Below are 17,121 nucleotides of genomic sequence, written 5' to 3'. Positions count from 1 at the left end.
AGGGTAGGATGGAGGGGACTCGCGCCGAAGTATCCCCGTCCACATGATCTATCAGGTTGTGCGCCCAGCGCCGCGTCGGTCGCAGGCTCCCTCCTCGCGATGACAGTTTTGGACCATAACTTTTAGGTGTAACACACCACTACGGCATCACAACCGCCTCATCTTCTACGGGCGTGGCGTCGAGATCGTCGAATGGAGTCCCGTTCTTCAGTGCATCCTTAAACGCCTTCGGAAAGACCTTGACGAAGGCTGTTAACGCCTCTGGCCAGTTAGCGAGCGCCTCAGCGGCAATTGGGCTCTCGGTAGCAGCGTGATGAGCCTCAAGCAATGTGCGGATGCGCTCAGCATCATCTGTGTTGGGCGCTACGTCGTGCAGATCCACCATTTTAGTGTTGCAGCGGTGCGGGAAGGTGCCCGCACGGTCCCACACATAGGCAAGGCCCCCACTCATCCCCGCCGCAAAATTGCGTCCGGTGGAGCCAAGCACGACCACGCATCCGCCGGTCATGTATTCGCAGCCGTGATCGCCCACGCCCTCGACCACGGCTTCGGCGCCACTATTGCGCACCGCAAAGCGCTCGCCCGCCTGTCCGCGACAGAGCAGCCGCCCACTCGTGGCCCCGTAAAGCGCCACGTTGCCGGTGACGGTAGCGTCCTCGGGCTGGTAGCCTGCATCTTCAGGCGGACGCAGCACGATGCGGGCCCCGGAGAGCCCCTTGCCCAGGTAGTCGTTGGCAATGCCCCGCACATCGAACGTGATGCCCCGCATCCCAAACGCCGCAAAGCTCTGTCCGGCGGTGCCGGTGCAGCGCAGTGTGATGGAGTCGTCGGGCAGGCCGTCGTCGCCGTGGGACTGCACCACTGCACGGCTTAGCAGCGTGCCCACGGTGCGGTCGCGGTTGGAGATGGTGACATCGAGCGTGACGGGGGTACCGCCATCCAGTGCGGGCGCGGCCTGCTCGATGAGCGCATGGTCGAGGGCCTCCTCCAGCCCGTGGTCTTGCGAGGTGGCGGCGGCATCCTCACGCAAGGCTGCAGGCACATGCACCTGCGTGAGCAGCGACCCCAGCTCCAGGCCGCGCTTGTGCGCCTCTGGGTGAGGAAGCAGCCGGTCGGTGCGTCCCACAAGCTCATCGAAGGTGCGCACTCCGAGCCGCGCCATGTGCGAACGCACTTCCTCAGCAATCAGGTAAAAGTAGTTGATGACCTGCTCAGGGGTGCCGTTAAACTTCTCGCGCAGTTCGGGGTCTTGCGTGGCGATGCCGACCGGGCACGTGTTCAGGTGGCACTTGCGCATCATGATGCAGCCCAGCGAGATGAGCGGCGCGGTGGAGAACCCGAACTCCTCTGCGCCGAGTAGTGCTCCAACGACCACATCGCGACCGGTGCGCAGACCGCCGTCGGTTTCGAGGCTCACGCGGTTGCGCAGCCCCTGCTTCGTGAGCATCTGATGCGCATCCGCTAGCCCCATCTCCCACGGTAGCCCCGCGTGCATGATGGAGGTCTGCGGCGAGGCCCCCGTACCGCCGCTGTGTCCGCTAATGAGAATGTGGTCGGCTTTAGCCTTGGCGACGCCCGCCGCCACGGTGCCCACCCCGGCCTCGCTCACCAGCTTCACGCTGATGCGCGCCTCGGGATTCGCATTCTTGAGGTCGTAGATCAGCTGGGCCAGATCTTCAATCGAATAGATGTCGTGGTGCGGCGGCGGCGAAATCAGCGGCACGCCCGGCGTCGAAAAGCGCACCTCCGCAATCCACGGATAGACCTTCTCGCCCGGCAGCTGGCCGCCCTCGCCCGGCTTGGCCCCCTGCGCCATCTTGATCTGGATCTCGTCGGCGCTCGTCAGATACGGCAGCGTCACGCCGAACCGCCCCGAGGCGACCTGCTTGATGGCACTGCGCGCCGGGTGGTCGTCGGGATACCGCTCGGGGTGCTCGCCCCCCTCACCCGTGTTGCTGCGTCCGTTGATGCGATTCATCGCTTCGGCAAGGGTGCGGTGCGTCTCATCCCCAATCGCTCCATATGACATCGCCCCGGTCTTAAAGCGCTGCACGATGTCCGTCCACGGCTCCACCTCGTCGATGGGACACGCGCTGCCGTTGGCGTCTACGATCTGAAGCAGCCCCCGCAGGTCGCGGGCGTCGCGGCCGGTCTGGTTTACAGAAGCGGCAAATGTCTCGTAGCGCGCTTTGTCGGCATCGCTGCTGCGGGTGGCGTGCTGCAATGCGGCAATGGCCGACGGCGCAAGTGCGTGCTCCTCGCCCGTGCGGCGCCAGCGGTAGCGCCCGCCCACGTCTAAGTCAGAGGCGCTCGCAGGGGCCGATGAACGGGCCGCCGGATAGCCCATGGCATGCCGCTCACGGACGGCGGCTTCGATGGCCTCGAGCCGGGCGCCCCCAATGCGGCTTGGGGTGTTGGTGAAGTAGGCGTCGATCACCTCGTTGTGCAGTCCGAGCGCCTCAAAGATCTGCGCGCCCTGATAGCTCTGCAAGGTCGAAATGCCCATCTTCGACATCACCTTGAGGATGCCCTTGTTGAGCGCCTTCCGGTAGCGGGTGGCCGCCTCGTTGGGCGTGCCCTGCAGGTCCGTGGTGGCCGCCAGGTGCCGCACAGTAGCCAGCGCGCCTCGCGGACACATCGCCTCGGCACCGTATCCCAGCAGGCAGCACACGTGGTGCACCTCGCGCGGCTCCAGACCGTCCACAATGATGCTGGCCTGCGTGCGGGTACCGGCACGTATGAGATGGTGATGCAGCCCGGCCACGGCCAGCAGCATCGGCATCGGGATGCGGTCTTCGGTTACGGACCGATCCGACACGATGAGCAGTTCAGCGCCGTTCTGCAGCGCCCCGTCCGCATCCGCAAAGAGCCGGTTGAGGGCGGCCTGCAGTGTGCTGGTGCGTGCCACGGTGGCATCGAGCGTAGCAGTGTTGAATTGGTCGGATACGTGGCGAAGCCGGGCAGGTGTAAGAATTGGATCGTCCAGGCGCAGCGCCTGTGCGTGCTCAGGGGTCTCTTCGAGCAGGCTTTTTTCGGGACCCAGGTATGTGTACAGGCTGGTTACGAGCTCCTCGCGAATGGCGTCGAGCGGCGGGTTGGTGACCTGCGCAAAGAGCTGCCGAAAGGAGTCATAGAGCAGACGTGGACGCTCGCTGAGCGCGGCGATCGGGGTGTCGTCGCCCATGGAGCCGATCGGGCTGCTGCCCGTTTCGCCCATCGGGCCGATCAGCATGTCGAGGTCTTCTTGCGTGTATCCAAACGTGCGCAGCATGCGGTGCAGCGCGCCGGAATCGCTGTCGCGGCGCGTGGCTTGCCCATTGGACGCGTGGCCGTTGCGTGCGCCTGGGTTGGGTTCAGGGGGATGCGCAGCGTCGTCGAGGGTCTGCAGGTGTGTCTCGACCCAGGTATGATACGGCTTTTTCGCGGCAAGGCGCTCGATGAGCTGGGTATTCGTAATAAGCGCGCCCGCCTCCAGGTCGACCACCGTCATATCGCCTGGACCCAGGCGCTGCTGCTGCACAATCTGCGATTCAGGCACATCGAATGCTCCGGCCTCTGAGGCCATCACCACACGGTCGTCATCGGTGACGAGGTAGCGCGCCGGGCGCAGTCCGCTGCGGTCGAGCACCGTGCCGATGTGCGTACCGTCGGCAAACGAGATGGCAGCAGGGCCGTCCCACGGTTCGGTAAGGCAGGCGTGATACTGGAAGAAGGCGCGCTCCTGGGGCGAAAGCTCGTCGTTGTGCTCCCACGCAGGCGGAATGAGCATGCGCAGAGCGTGGGGCAGCGAGCGTCCGCTGTGCAGGAGCACCTCTGCGGCGCTATCGACGATGCACGAGTCGCTGGCGTTCAGGTCGAGCACCGGGCGGATGCGGTCGAGGTCGTCGCCAAAAGGGTGCGCGCCGAACTGCGCTTCGCGGGCACGCATCCGGTTCACGTTGCCGCGCAGGGTGTTGATCTCGCCGTTGTGACAGATGCGACGAAACGGCTGCGCAAGCGACCAGCGCGGCAGCGTGTTGGTGCTGAAGCGGGCGTGCACCAGCGCAAACGCACTCATCAGCGCCGGAGCCGACAGGTCCGGGAAGTAATCGCGGAGTTGCCCGGCCGTTAGCATCCCCTTGTACACAATGGTCTGCGCCGAGAGGCTGGCCACATGGATGGTGTCAGCAGCCTCGGGCAGACGCGTCCGGATCTGCTGCTCGATACTGCGGCGCGCCACGTACAGCTGGCGCTCGAAGGCACGCTTCGGCGGATGCTCGCCGGGGGGCGCAACCATGCACTGCATGATGGTGGGTTCGTTTTCAGTAGCCACGTTGCCCAGGACATGCGATTCGATGGGCACGGTGCGCCAGCCGAGCACCGACAGGCCATCGGATTGAAAGGTAGACTCGGCGAGTTGGATGCAGGCGGTGCGCAGCGGAGGGTCGTTCGGAAGAAAAAGCGTACCCACGCCGTATGCCCCTGGCTCGGGTAGCTCGATAGCTTCATTCTGCGCCCATTGTCGGAAGAACGCATCCGGAATCTGGATCAGCACCCCTGCCCCATCGCCGGTGGTGCCATCGCATCCACAGGCTCCGCGGTGCTCCAACTGCTCCAGCACCGAAAGCCCTTCATCGATGGCTGCGTGTGATGGATCGGCGTTCATATGGGCGACAAAGCCAAGTCCACAGGCATCCCGTTCACGATCGACAGACAGCGCATCGGTGTAGGTAGACATACGGAGCAGGCGGTGGGTCCGCTGGAAGCGAGGTATAGATGAAGACAAAGGGAAGTGAAGCTACCGTGCAGAGAAGGGGAAGTTTGGGCTTGCACATACCCATAGGCTGATGAAAGCGCTACCAGCGTGATGAAAGCGCTTTTCTTCACAAACAGGCAGTGGGGGCGGGAGTGTGTAGCGCCCTGTGAGACGTGAGAACGGCCTTTACTCACTGCGTTCACCGGTCCCGGACGTGGTTTGGGATCTTGCTTTAAGCACAGCGCCCGACCGTACGATTATTACGTATTCCCTTGAATAGATAAACCTGACAGGTCTCGGAGACCTGTCAGGTTTATCTATATTACCTACTGCAGCGATAGGGCTTGTGCCTCTCAGAACGGGTTTACGCCCATGGCATGCCAGGCAAAGGCATAGCGGTCGGCCCACTCGGCGATGCGCGACTCGGTGGAGCGTCCGGCGCCGTGGCCGGCCCGGGTCTCCACGCGAATCAGAACCGGATTCATCCCCATATGCTTATCCTGCAGCTCCGCTGCAAACTTGAACGAGTGGGCGGGCACGACCCGGTCGTCGTGGTCGGCCGTAGTGATGAGCGTCGACGGGTAGCGCGTGCCGGCCTCTACGTTATGCAGCGGCGAATAGCCAAGCAGATACTCGAACATCTCCTCACTCTCTTCGGCGGTACCGTAATCATAAGCCCATCCGGCTCCGGCGGTAAACGTGTGGTAGCGAAGCATGTCGAGCACACCCACAGCTGGAAAGGCCACCTCAGCCAGATCCGGACGCTGCGTCATGACAGCGCCCACGAGGAGCCCGCCGTTCGACCCGCCGGCAAGAGCCAGGCGCTCGCTCGACGTGTAGCCGTTATCGATCAGGTACTCCCCGGCTGCGATGAAGTCGTCGAACACGTTCTGCTTGTTGGTGCGGATGCCTGCCTCGTGCCACGACTCGCCGTACTCGCCGCCTCCCCGAATGTTGGGCTGTGCGTAGATGCCGCCGTTATCGAGCCACAGCATGCGCTGGATGCCGAAAGACGGACGCAGGCTTACGTTAAAGCCTCCGTATCCATACAGATACGTGGGGTTCGTGCCGTCGAGTTCGGTGCCCTCCTTGTACGTGATGAACATCGGGATCTCGGTGCCATCCTTGCTTTCGTAGAAGACCTGCTCGGTGACATAGGCGTCGGGATCCATCTCGATATCGGGCATCCAGAACTGCTCCGACGTGCCCTGCTCGATGTCGTACGCAAAGATGGTGGAGGGGTACGTAAACGAAGTGAATGTGTAGTAGAGTGTGCCGGCGTCGCGATCGGCAGAGAACCCGCCTGCAGTGCCAATGCCGGGCAGTTCCACGTCGCGAATGAGCGTGCCGTCGTAGTTGTATTGCTGCACCTCAGTCTGCACATCGACCAGATAGCTGGCAAAGAGGGATCCGCCCGCGCTGCTTACACTGAGCACATGCTCCGTTTCGGGGATGACGTCGGTCCACTGCTCGGGAGCCGGATCGTTGACATTAGCTGCCACGAGGCGATAGTTGGGGGCGTTCAAGTTGGTGCGGATGAGCAGCCGATCGCCGTCGGTATCGATGACGCTGTGATCGTTGTCGAAGTTGTCGACGACTGGTTCGAGCGCGCCATTGGGATCCTCCAAATCTTGCACATAGAGCTCGTTTCCGGTGGTGCTCTCCGCAGCACTCACGATCAGAGAGCGTCCGTCTTCGGAGACGCGCCCCGATACGTAGCGTCGAGGGGTCTCTTCGCCGCCAAACACCAGCATGTCCTCGGACTGCGGCGTGCCGATCTCGTGGAAGTAGAGCTTATGCTGGTCGGTCATGGCCGAGAGCTCACTGCCTTCGGGCGCCTCGTAGCTGCTGTAGTAGAACCCGTCGTTGCCGCGCCACGAGAGGCCCGAGAACTTTACGTTGACGAGCGTATCGCCCACCTGCTCCAGCGACTCCGTATCTCGCACGATCACCTTGCGCCAGTCGGAGCCGCCTTCAGAGATCGCATAGGCTGCCAGGCTCCCGTCGTCGGTAAAGCTGGTGGTGGCGAGTGATGTGGTACCGTCTTCAGAGAACGTATTCGGATCCAGAAACACCTCGGCCTCCTCGCGCAGGTCATCGCCGCTCATTCCCTCAATGTTGGCTGTGCGGTAGAGCACGGACTGATCTTGCAGTCCGTCGTTCATCGAGAAGTAGTGGTAGCTGCCCTCAGCACGCGGCGCCGTTACGCGCTCGTAGTTCCAGGCCTCGGTGAGCTCCTCGCGGATCTGATCGCGAAACGGGATTTCTTCGAGCACGCCAAACGTGACTTCGTTCTGTGCCTCCACCCAGGCCGCAGTTTCATTGGAGGTGTCGTCTTCGAGCCAGCGGTACGGGTCGGCGACCTCGGTGCCGAAGTAGGTATCGACGACCTCTCCCTGGCGCGTGTCAGGATATGCGAGTACCTCGATAGCTTCCCATGGGGGATTGGACACTTCGCTGAACGACGCACCGTCCGTGTTAGCGACATTTTCGGGGTGATCATCTGGCGCACCGCATCCCATAAAAAACACAAGGAAGAAAACACTGCAGAGGCTACGTACAAGATTTTGCATGGCGTACGGGCTTGGCCGATTGAGAGCGTGACACATAGGCTTATGACGAACAAATGTATGGTAGGCATCATCGTGGTGAAATGCACATCAAGGTGCGTGCCCGGCCTGCCTTCCGTTATGAGTCTGCTGGCAGCGTGCATAGACTGCATCGCTGCCCATTCTCGGCTAAAGCGTTATTATTGGATGCCGGTTGGCTGTGCGCAAAACATCTGTCCCTGCTACTCGTTGGGGTGACGGTTATTTAATGTTCTCAACTACGCATAACCGTCTTTCTATATGTCTTCAACCGATACGTCATCTGCTGTAGAGGTTCGTAATTTATACAAGGTGTTTGGCTCGTCGACCGAAGAGGCGCTTTCGCTCCTTGACGAAGGCCACTCCAACGAAGAGATCTTGGAGCGAACCGGATGCACTGTGGCGGTTAACGACGCTTCGTTCACTGTACGTCAGGGCGAGATCTTCGTGATCATGGGTCTGTCGGGCAGCGGCAAGTCGACGCTGCTACGCTGCCTGAACCGACTGGTCGAGCCCACCAGCGGTTCGGTGTATGTCGACGGGGATGACATTACGGAGATGAGCGATGCCGAGGTGACTGCCCTGTGCCAGAAAGTGTCGATGGTCTTTCAGCACTTTGGGCTGCTGCCACACCGGACGACCCAGTCGAATGTTGAGTTCGGACTGGAAGTTCGTGGCGTCGATAAAGAGACGCGTCGCAAGCGCGCTCAGGAGGCCATCGAGCTGGTGGGACTCAAGGGCTACGAGGATCACAAGCCTGCAGCCCTCTCTGGAGGGATGCAGCAGCGCGTTGGGCTGGCGCGTGCGCTCGCAAACGACCCCGATATTCTGCTCATGGACGAGCCCTTCAGCGCGCTCGACCCGCTCATACGGAGCGAGATGCAGAACGAGCTGATCGGCCTGCAGCAGGATGTGCAGGGCACAATTCTGTTTGTGACGCATGACCTTGACGAAGCGCTCAAGATCGGCGACCGCGTCGCCATTATGAAGTCGGGCCGCGTGGTGCAGGTTGGCACGCCCGAAGAGATCCTGACGAAGCCTGCCGACGACTACGTGCGCTCGTTCGTCCAGGACGTAGACCGAACGCGTGTCATCCAGGCGTCGACCCTGATGCGCTCGTATCCTACGGTGCACCTGACTGAAGACAAGCCCCACGGCCCGGCCGTCGCAATCCGAAAGATGCGCAAGGACGGCACCTCAATCGTTTACGCCGTAGACGCCGATGGAAAGCTGTTGGGCATTGTGCGTCTCGACGATGCCGTGTCGCTACGCACACAAGATGCCGATGATCTCAGCGAAGTACTTGTACACGAGGTGCCCACGGCCCACCAGAATACCCCCGTGGCGGCGCTGCTTCCCGTTGTCTTCGAAGCCGACCTGCCCGTCGCTATCCTTGACGACAACGATGTGCTTGTTGGTGTCGTTGATCGGGCGTCTATCCTATCGGAGATGACTACCAACATTGAGAACCTGATGGAGTCGGGTGCGCTTGGCAAGGATGCCACGCCCGAAAAGGCCCAGCTTAAGCACGTCGGGTCGACCGAGCTGCGCGAGAAGGTGAACGGCGTGCCCTCTGCAGATGCCAAAAGCGCGACCTAAGAGCTCTCAAGCGTTCTCTGTAAGCAGCATCTGTAGCACCTGCATCTACCTCCTCCCCTTTGTTCTCAAGAAAGAGATCTTCTACCCCCTGTGATCGAGTTTGATATTGGCGCCGAGTTCGAACGACTTATTAACTGGCTAACGACCAACTTCTCGGCGGCCTTTGACGCCATTACCGACTTCATTGCCCTGCTCATCGGCGGACTGGAAGCGATCCTTGTGTATCCTCCCAGCCTGGTCATGATCGCCCTTCTGACCACACTTGCGTGGTGGATATGCTCACGCGGCATGGCCCTCTTCAGCTTTATTGGTCTGCTGCTCATCGACCAGGTTACGATCCCACTTCCATTCACTGAAGCGAGCTTTGTGTTTGGAATGGGATTCTGGACGCTTCTCATGGAAACCGTGGCCCTGACCCTGATTGCAACGCTTCTATGCCTGGTCGTTGGCATTCCTGTGGGCGTCTGGGCCTCCAAAAATGAGGCCGTACACCGCGGCGTGCGTCCCGTGCTCGACTTCATGCAGACGATGCCTGCCTTCGTCTATCTCATTCCGGCTGTGCTTTTGTTCGGACTGGGCGAGGTGCCGGGTGTCATTGCAACCTTTATCTTTGCAACCCCCCCTGTCGTACGCCTCACCAACCTGGGCATCCGCGAGGTGCCTGAGGAGGTGGTTGAAGCGGCGCACTCGTTTGGAGCAACCACCCGTCAGACGCTGCTCAAGGTGGAGCTTCCTGTAGCGCTTCCCACCATTATGGCCGGTGTAAACCAGACCATCATGCTCGCGCTGTCTATGGTCGTCATTGCAGCGCTGATTGGCGCCGAAGGCCTCGGACAGCCGGTCGTTCGTGGGGTAACTCAGCTTCAGATCGCTGATGGATTCAACGGAGGACTCGCAATCGTTATCCTGGCGATCTATCTCGACCGCATCACGCAAGCCATCGGTGAGCGCGCAGCTACGCAACAGTCGCAGACGACCGTGGCGTAACGTTGCTGTGTAGCGTTGCTGTGTAGCGTTGCTGTGTAGCGTTGCTGTGTAGCGTTGCTGTGTAGCGTTGCTGTGTAGCGTTGCTGTGTAGCGTTGCTGTGTAGCGTTGCTGTGTAGCGTTGCTGTGTAGCGTTGCTGTGTAGCGTTGCTGTGTAGCGTTGCTGTGTAGCGTTGCTGTGTAGCACACTGCTGCATGGCACCGCAATACGCGTAGTACCGATAACGTAACATCTAATCACGCAGACTTTACGCGTACTTATAAACTATTGAGCGTGGTGGCGATTGCGTGGCTACTGTAGCGTTGTGTGTGCACATCTGCAGTCGCCCGGTTGCCTCGTGCTGCCTGTCGGCTTGTGGATTCTGCTGCATCGCCCCACGCTGCACTACCCTGCAGAGATGACTCGTTGTTCATTGCATAGTTTTATTTACCTTCTATGGCGCAATCTCAACCGACATCCACTCCACTTTCGAATCCAACCCGATGGCTTTCGGGGGCACTTGCTGCTCTCCTGATCGGCGTGTTTACCCTTACAGGCTGCGGTGGCGATGCCGACCCCGCTGATGAACGCGACGATATCAGCCTGGTCTACGTGAACTGGGTTGAAGGTGTAGCCATGGCCCATGTGATGCATGAGCTACTCGAAGACAGCCTCAACATGAACGTCGACCGCATGAGTGAGGTCACGGGCGGCGGTACGGCCTTCTCGTCCGTTGCTTCAGGCGCTGCCGACGTGTTCGTCGAAGCCTGGCTTCCCATTACACACAGCAGCGCCATGGAAGAACACGAGGGCGAGCTGAAGAAAGTCAGCCAATGGTACGATCGTACAACCGTGGGACTGGCTGTACCTACGTACACCGACATCCAATCGGTAGATGATATCGCCGATCACCGCGACGCCCTCAATGGACGCATCCACGGCATTGAGTCCGGCGCCGCTGTCAACCAGCAGGCACGCGATATCCTTGCCAACAACAACATCGAAGGATTCGAAGTGCTTGCATCGAGCGGGCCCGCTACCTGGTCGCAGCTGCAGCGCTCTGTTGAGAATGAAGACCCCATTATCGTAACCGGCTGGCAGCCGCACTGGAAGTGGGGACGCTACGACCTGCGTTACATTGAAGGGGCCCAGACTGGCCAGACCGATGTGTTTGGCGAGCCCGAGGACATCTTCGCTGTCGCTCGGACCGACTTTGACGAGCAATTCCCCGAGCGCGTAGTTCAGTTCTTCGACAATGTGAAGGTTAACAACGAAGAGCTGAATGCGCTCATGCAGCCCTACCGCCCCGACGCCGACACCGACGATCCGTATGAAGCCGCCCAGCAGTGGATTCAAGACCACCGCGAAACGGTTTCCAACTGGATCCCTGACGGTACAGAGACTGCCGGCGAAGTCACCGCATCTCGCTAACCCTGCATTGCATGGTCCACCACACCGGAGCCTGCCAGGCTCCGGTGTGTGATTGGACATCCACCCGATGCATCGTCGCACAGCATTATCTCTGTGCGGATTCCAACCGCTTTTACTTTCGTTCTTCTGTGAAGAACCTACCCCCCTATGGCTAAACTGACTACAACACTCTGTCTCATCCTTGCGCTTGTCGGAATGCCTTCCGCGTTTGCGCAGTCCGATAGCGTTGAGGGCGCGGATGCCGACGCATCCAACAGCGCAACAGCTACGCAGCAAGACGATGAGCCTACGCTCGACGTGAACGTGGGCGGCTCCATCAGCTTCAACACGCTGTTTCGCAACTACGGCGCCGATACGCCCTTCGAAGAAGGGGCCGACCGTGTGCTTAGCGACGGCGCGTTTACGTTCGATACCTTCCGCATCAACGCCAACGGAAGCTACGGCGACCTCACCTTCTCAACCGAATACGCCATCTATCCCGATGCCTTCGGCGGGCTCTTTATCCACCACGGATGGGTCGGATACAACTTCAGCGATGCCGCTGAGGTACAGGTTGGCGTAAGCCAGTCGCCGTTTGGCATCCAGCCCTTTGCATCGAGCAGCTGGTTCTTCAACAACACCTACTATGTGGGGCTTGAAGACCAATACAACTCAGGCGTGAAAGCTCTCTTCTCGCCGGGCAACTGGGACATCCAGACCGCCTACTACCTGAACCCCGCAGGTACCGACTTCTTCGGCACCACCACAGCCGATCGCTACTCGTACGACGTGGTACCCGACCCCAATGATGCCGCTCGCAACACCGTGCAAGAGCATCAGGGCAACCTGAAGATCGCCCACACATTTGCACATGGCGACGACGCCTCCACGAAAGTGGGCGCATCCGGACAGGTCGGGCAGCTTCTCAATCAGGGCACTGGAGCCACCGACTGGCACGGCGCCTATGCGGTGCATGTACAGCAGCAGTTGGGCGGATTTGAAGCGAAGCTTCAGTTTGCGCAGCAGAACATGAACCCACCCGTTGCCGATGGCGAGAGCACCGACTTCGTAACGATGGGCGCCTACGGTGGTACCTACCGCGTAGCCAGCGACATCGACGTCTACTCGACGAGCCTGTCGTACACCATCCCGGTAGACATCGGACCGATCTCGGCGATCGCGCCGCACTACGACTATAGCCAGGTCGTGAAAGACGTCGACGGATGGAACGACAACGTGTCGCATATTCTCGGCTTCACGACCGCAGCCGGGCCGCTCTTCGCGTACACCGATCTCATCATCAGCAAAGGGCATCCCTTCAACCAGCCCTTCGATGATACGTTTGGCGGCGTTATGGCCCAGCAAGCCGATAATGAGTGGCGCACGGCCTTCAACATCAACATTGGGCTCTACTTCTGACACAGCCCGTGTTGCACGTTACAATGGCGCTGCCTTGCTACATGCAGGGTAGCGCCATCGTTTTGTGCACGTATCTTTACAGCGCTACAGGGTTAAGAGGGATGCGCACGTGGATCTTCTACCGCGTATTCCTTTTCACCGTTGTCCGTCTATCTATTGTACTCGATCTTATTCTATGTCTGATACGCCCTCGCTCACGTCCAAACAACGCGCCTTCTTGCGCGGCGCTTCGCACGACCTTGACCCGGTTGTCCGCATTGGCGACAGCGGACTCACCCCTGGCGTCGTTGCTGCGGTTGAGGAAGCCTTCAACACCCGGGAGTTGCTCAAAGTGAAGACCCTGGGGGGCTCACCCGATGACGTGCGTGCTCTGAGCAACGACCTGCTCGACCGCATCGACACCGGCGAATCGCCCGTTCATGTGGTACAGATCATTGGTAGCATCATGATTCTGTATCGCCCCTTTTCTGAGGAGCCTGAACTGGAGTTGCCATGATGGAAAGATTGGTGTTTAAAGGGATGGACGTGTGAGAGGTCTGAGTAAAGTCTCTATCCTCCCCCCACCTCCATACCCACACTCACACGTTCGTCTCATCCGGGACTTCAGCCCAGCCGTCCTGGTTGATCTCGGCCATGATGGGAAAGAGCTGGTCGAGCCCTTCGTCGACCTTGGTCTTTGCAACGTGGTTAATGTAGTTACTCAGTGTTTTAAGACTGATCAGCGCGTTGATCTCGTAGAGATGCATGCGCGTGATGCCCCGCTTTTCCAGCTGAGTCAGGTCATCGTCGTCCAGCCAGCCTTCTTTATCGAGCATAAGGCGTGTGGCCTGCACGACGGCCTTGAGCCGCTCATCAGCTGGCAAGCGTCCCTGATTAATTGCTTCGATGCTCTCCTTAGACAAACCGGCAGCATAGCCCAGCGCGGCGTGCGTGCGGGCACAGTAATGGCAGTCGTTATAGCGTGAAACGGTTAAAATAACGGCCTCCCGCTCGTCATCCGGAAGCTCCCCCTCTTCCATCAGCTCCATCGCTGCAATGTAGATCTGCGCGACGGCAGGGTTGTGTTTGTTTACGACCTTAATGATCTCAGGCACGAGTCCGTAGTATGCCTGAGCCATCTTAACGGAGCGGTCGAACTGAGTCTTGCTGGGCGTAGCCATTGAAGCGTTAGAACGTTAGGAGCGGGTATCGACACAGGGTGGTGCGGCAAGGGCATGCAGATGGTGCTCGGTCGAGCGCCTTTTGTGATTTGTACCTACTTGTCCGTGCTACCTGCAGGCCGCTACCCCACAAGCTACCCTACAAACAGACGCTGGCGCCGGGTCGTCTTTGGTTTCTGGAAACGATTTCCCAGCTGATCGTCGATTGGTTTAAGCGGGGCCTCGACGGCAAAGTCGCTGATATGGTGCGTAAATGCGGTCATCTTCTTCATCCCCGTAAGCGCAAAGATCTCGTAGAGGTCACCGCGCGTCACCCCCTGGTTTCGGAGCTGTTTTAGATCGTCTGGCGTAAGCCATGCACGCTTCTCACACGAGCGACGCGTAGCTTCAACGAGCGCCTGGAGACGCGTATCGTCAACGGCTTTCCCGTCGAGGAGCTGTCCGACAAGCTTTGGGGAAAGGCCCGCATCCAACGCCATGCGTGCATGCACCGCCGCGTCGTACCGGCTGTCGTGGATGCGTGCAAGCTCAAGCAAAACCGCCTGCTGCTCACGACGCGAGAGGACCCCGTTCATCAGCGCCTCGTCAGCTATCAGATATACCGCAGCGGGCGCCGCTGTATATGCTCCCGTTTCCTTGAAAAAGTTGGGCACAACGCCGTACAGACGGCGCGCCTCCTCATGCATCTGTGCTGCCGACGGCTTATCCATATCCTCGACTCAATTACATAAACGATTACATAAAGCGTATTAGCGACATATACTTGCCAAATGATAGAAGTTATATGCCACGATGTCAATAAAACCTGCCATACAGTCTACAGTACGAAGCAAATCGCAGATCGGATGGTCTTTAGACGCTAATTGAGAGGGAGATATGGTGGACCTTCGCCAGCACCACAAGAAGTTATGGAGCTCTGAGAGCCTGTTTGGGGTTTGGTTTGCAGGCGTGAGCGAGCGCCGCTGAGGCGAAAATTGGACCCCGATGGAGATTCGTAGCCGGGGCTACGGGGCGACATCGGGGGCAATTTGCACCAGGGGCATGCCCTTCGGCCCCAGTCCAGCGCCGCCGCTCGGAGCCCAAATTAAGAAATCAAAACAGGTTCTGAGAGCGCGTCAGCAGATCTGCGCCGTTACCTGTAGCTTGCAATAGACTTTCAAGTGCTGCCCCGAATAGGCAATTAATAGGCATAAGCAATGGCGCTGCTCAATGCTCAATATGAGAGCGTAAAGAAGTCTTCCTCACGATCGGCATGGAGTTCCAGCAGGTCGGCCTGAGTAAGCTGCACAAGGATGGCTGATGCATCATCGGCAGATAGGTCGGCCATGCGCGCAAACTCAGCGACCGTCACGCGGCCGTAGTCCTTGAGATAGCGCAGCAGCAGCGACTCTGCATCGCCAAACGACACGGAGAGACCATTCGAACGCATATCATCTTCCATGAGTCGAACCGACTCTGGACTTGCCTCTACGCTCATATCGTCGACGCGGATGTATGCCACCTCGTTGTTGTTCGCCTTGCGTACCACATGCGGCTTTGCCGGACTCTCTGGTACCTGTACCACGAGCACGTCGCGGCGTGGTGCAATAACGACACGGTTCGTATGGTACGGTACGGGAGGCTCGCACCAGTCGTTGATTGCTTGGCGTAGGATGAAAGCCTCTTCTGCCGCATCGTCGACGCCAACCAGTGTGCCATCGTCGTCGACGCCCAGCAAGATACGTCCGCCTTGCGTGTTGGCCAGTGCAACCACCTCCTTTGCAATACGCTCCGGACGTGGCACACGGTGTTTGAACTCTAACGTTCGGCCTTCTCCAAGCGAAACCAGTTGTTTGAGTTCTTGAAGCGTCATAGACGGTGCAATGCAATCGTACAAACAAACCCCGATGTGACGGGATTCCAAAAGAGCAGTAACGACCAGGAACGAGGAAGTTGTACTCGCGCAGTTGGTCTTTTGCGTTTCGTTGCACTTCAGGATGCACGTTGAGGTATGCTTTCGGTAGCATCTGAAGCGACCATTCCACCGCTATGGCACTGGCACGCAGCAACGGCGAACGTCTATCTGGAAGGGAGACATCTTGCCCAGATGGACGTTTGCATACGCGGCTTACCCCCGTGCTCCTTCAGCGACCGGTCGTACTTCAGGCTTTGGATCGCGCGCCATTAGCCGCTCCATCAGCGCGTGTGGGTCGGCGTCTTCATGCAGAATCGCGTATACAGCAGACGTAATAGGCATATCGACCTCATTTTGATGGGCCAGCCGGTAAATGGCTTTGGTGGTGTAAACGCCCTCTGCAACCATATGCATTGCGTCGAGCGCTTCGCCGAGTGTCTGTCCGCGTCCCAGTTGCTCACCCAGATGACGATTGCGACTGTGCCCGCTCACGCACGTAACTACCAGATCACCAATGCCTGCAAGCCCGGCAAACGTTTCGGGGGCGGCTCCGAGCGCTGTTCCCAGTCGCCGCAGCTCGGCCAGGCCCCGGGTAATGAGTGCGGCTTTTGCATTATCGCCGTAGCCTACACCGTCGCAGATGCCTGCTGCCAGCGCCAGCACGTTCTTCGCCGCACCGGCCATCTCCACACCGAGCCGGTCGGTATTGGTGTACACGCGAAACCGATCTGTCATGAACAGGTCGCGGACTGCCTCAGCCCACTCTTCTGTGGGATGCGCCGCTACGACCGTTGTAGGGGCGTCCAGCGCGACCTCTTCAGCATGGCTTGGCCCCGAAAGCGCCACACAGGGCGGCAGGTCCTGGTGATCGGCCCACACCGTTTCCATCACTTGCGTCATGGTCTCGCCCGTTTCGCTATCGATTCCCTTGGCAAGTGAAACCGCGCATGTTACCTGGCCGATATGCCCCTGCAACATCGTGGCTACGCTGCGCACCGCGTGCGAGGGTACGGCGAGGGCCCACATCGGCGCCGCCTGCGCCGCAACGCGCACATCCGACGTAATATGCACGTCTCGGGGAAGCACCGTGTCTGGCAGATACGTTTCGTTACGGTGCGTGCTACGCATCTCGTTGACCTGCTCGTCTGAGCGGCTCCACAGGCATACGGTTCGGCCGTGCTTGGCCAGGTGCACAGCCAGCGCCGTGCCCCAGCTACCACTTCCCCATATCGTCAGGTCTGCGTTTTTCATGCCTAAGTGTGCGTTGCAAGTAGAAAAGATCGAAGGGTAGATGTCGGCGACAAGCACAATATGCAGGAAACGCGGAACGAGGGGCGCATCTGCAGCAGCC

At 59.6% G+C, this 17,121-nt stretch carries 11 protein-coding genes; 5 read left to right on the top strand and 6 right to left on the bottom strand.

The features are described from left to right. Positions 1-139 precede the first annotated feature (139 nt). Both gltB and ACZ48V_RS08845 read right to left on the bottom strand, forming a co-directional pair. Positions 140-4,717 (bottom strand): glutamate synthase large subunit, encoded by a 4,578-nt coding sequence (gene gltB, locus ACZ48V_RS08850; RefSeq protein WP_464538395.1) that lies wholly within the window; start codon positions 4,715-4,717, stop codon positions 140-142. Between the two features lie 371 nt (positions 4,718-5,088). Continuing rightward, a complete protein-coding gene (locus ACZ48V_RS08845) occupies positions 5,089-7,257 on the bottom strand; it encodes a prolyl oligopeptidase family serine peptidase (RefSeq protein WP_464538394.1) in 2,169 nt (722 codons plus the stop codon). A gap of 327 nt (positions 7,258-7,584) precedes the next feature. Here ACZ48V_RS08845 and ACZ48V_RS08840 point away from each other — a divergent pair, with 327 nt between their 5' ends. The 5 genes from ACZ48V_RS08840 (at position 7,585) to ACZ48V_RS08820 (ending at position 13,212) form a co-directional block, all read left to right on the top strand. Then, positions 7,585-8,922 carry a quaternary amine ABC transporter ATP-binding protein gene (locus ACZ48V_RS08840; protein WP_464538393.1) on the top strand — a complete coding sequence of 446 codons (1,338 nt, stop codon included), beginning with the start codon at positions 7,585-7,587 and terminating at the stop codon, positions 8,920-8,922. Positions 8,923-9,012: 90 nt separating this feature from the next. Next, positions 9,013-9,909, top strand: coding sequence for an ABC transporter permease (locus tag ACZ48V_RS08835; RefSeq protein ID WP_464538392.1), 897 nt, complete (start codon positions 9,013-9,015; stop codon positions 9,907-9,909). Positions 9,910-10,343: 434 nt separating this feature from the next. Continuing rightward, positions 10,344-11,318, top strand: a complete 975-nt coding sequence (locus ACZ48V_RS08830) for a glycine betaine ABC transporter substrate-binding protein (protein WP_464538391.1) — start codon at positions 10,344-10,346, stop codon at positions 11,316-11,318. Between the two features lie 147 nt (positions 11,319-11,465). Further along, positions 11,466-12,716 carry a hypothetical protein gene (locus ACZ48V_RS08825; protein ID WP_464538390.1) on the top strand — a complete coding sequence of 417 codons (1,251 nt, stop codon included), beginning with the start codon at positions 11,466-11,468 and terminating at the stop codon, positions 12,714-12,716. Positions 12,717-12,891: 175 nt separating this feature from the next. Then, complete coding sequence (locus tag ACZ48V_RS08820; RefSeq protein ID WP_464538389.1) at positions 12,892-13,212, top strand: YhbY family RNA-binding protein; 321 nt, start codon at positions 12,892-12,894, stop codon at positions 13,210-13,212. 82 nt (positions 13,213-13,294) lie between these two features. Here the strand turns inward: ACZ48V_RS08820 and ACZ48V_RS08815 are convergent, their stop codons facing one another. From ACZ48V_RS08815 to ACZ48V_RS08800, 4 genes are all read right to left on the bottom strand, one after another. Then, on the bottom strand, positions 13,295-13,876 hold the full coding sequence (locus tag ACZ48V_RS08815; protein WP_464538388.1) for a carboxymuconolactone decarboxylase family protein: 582 nt from the start codon (positions 13,874-13,876) through the stop codon (positions 13,295-13,297). Between the two features lie 134 nt (positions 13,877-14,010). Next, entirely contained in the window at positions 14,011-14,586 is a 576-nt protein-coding gene (locus ACZ48V_RS08810) for a carboxymuconolactone decarboxylase family protein (protein ID WP_464538387.1), read from the bottom strand. Positions 14,587-15,089: 503 nt separating this feature from the next. Further along, the gene (locus ACZ48V_RS08805) at positions 15,090-15,728 is read right to left on the bottom strand and encodes an RNA-binding domain-containing protein (RefSeq protein WP_464538386.1); all 639 of its coding nucleotides are present in this window, start codon (positions 15,726-15,728) and stop codon (positions 15,090-15,092) included. Positions 15,729-15,983: 255 nt separating this feature from the next. Next, complete coding sequence (locus ACZ48V_RS08800; protein ID WP_464538385.1) at positions 15,984-17,021, bottom strand: NAD(P)H-dependent glycerol-3-phosphate dehydrogenase; 1,038 nt, start codon at positions 17,019-17,021, stop codon at positions 15,984-15,986. Positions 17,022-17,121: the final 100 nt, after the last annotated feature.

The sequence above is a fragment of the Longimonas haloalkaliphila genome (assembly GCF_055379825.1).
This window is presented reverse-complemented; position numbering and strand designations above follow the sequence as displayed.